Raw genomic sequence first — 231 nt, forward strand, 5'->3', positions numbered from 1 at the left:
TGTGTGGCAGGCAAAGTGTTCAGCACATCGCCACCTGAAGACATAGCCAGATCTGCCTGTACATCGACAGCGGGCCCCGTGTTTTGCAACGACAGCGTGACAGGGAACACTGTGCCCGGGCGATTTATCAGATTTTCTGCTGTGGTGTATTCCAATGCCCGCGACAACAACCCGGCATGGTGCTCACTGCCACCTTCGGCTACCGCTTCGGCCAGCAGGTCGTAACCCACA

Annotated in this window: 1 protein-coding gene; it reads right to left on the minus strand. The window is 57.1% G+C overall.

The features are described 5' to 3' along the window. The coding region (locus A3714_RS18185; RefSeq protein ID WP_231867819.1) for a hypothetical protein at positions 1-231 on the minus strand (231 nt) is incomplete at both ends.

It is taken from the genome of Alcanivorax sp. HI0007, from assembly GCF_001635525.1.
Lineage (GTDB): Bacteria > Pseudomonadota > Gammaproteobacteria > Pseudomonadales > Alcanivoracaceae > Alcanivorax.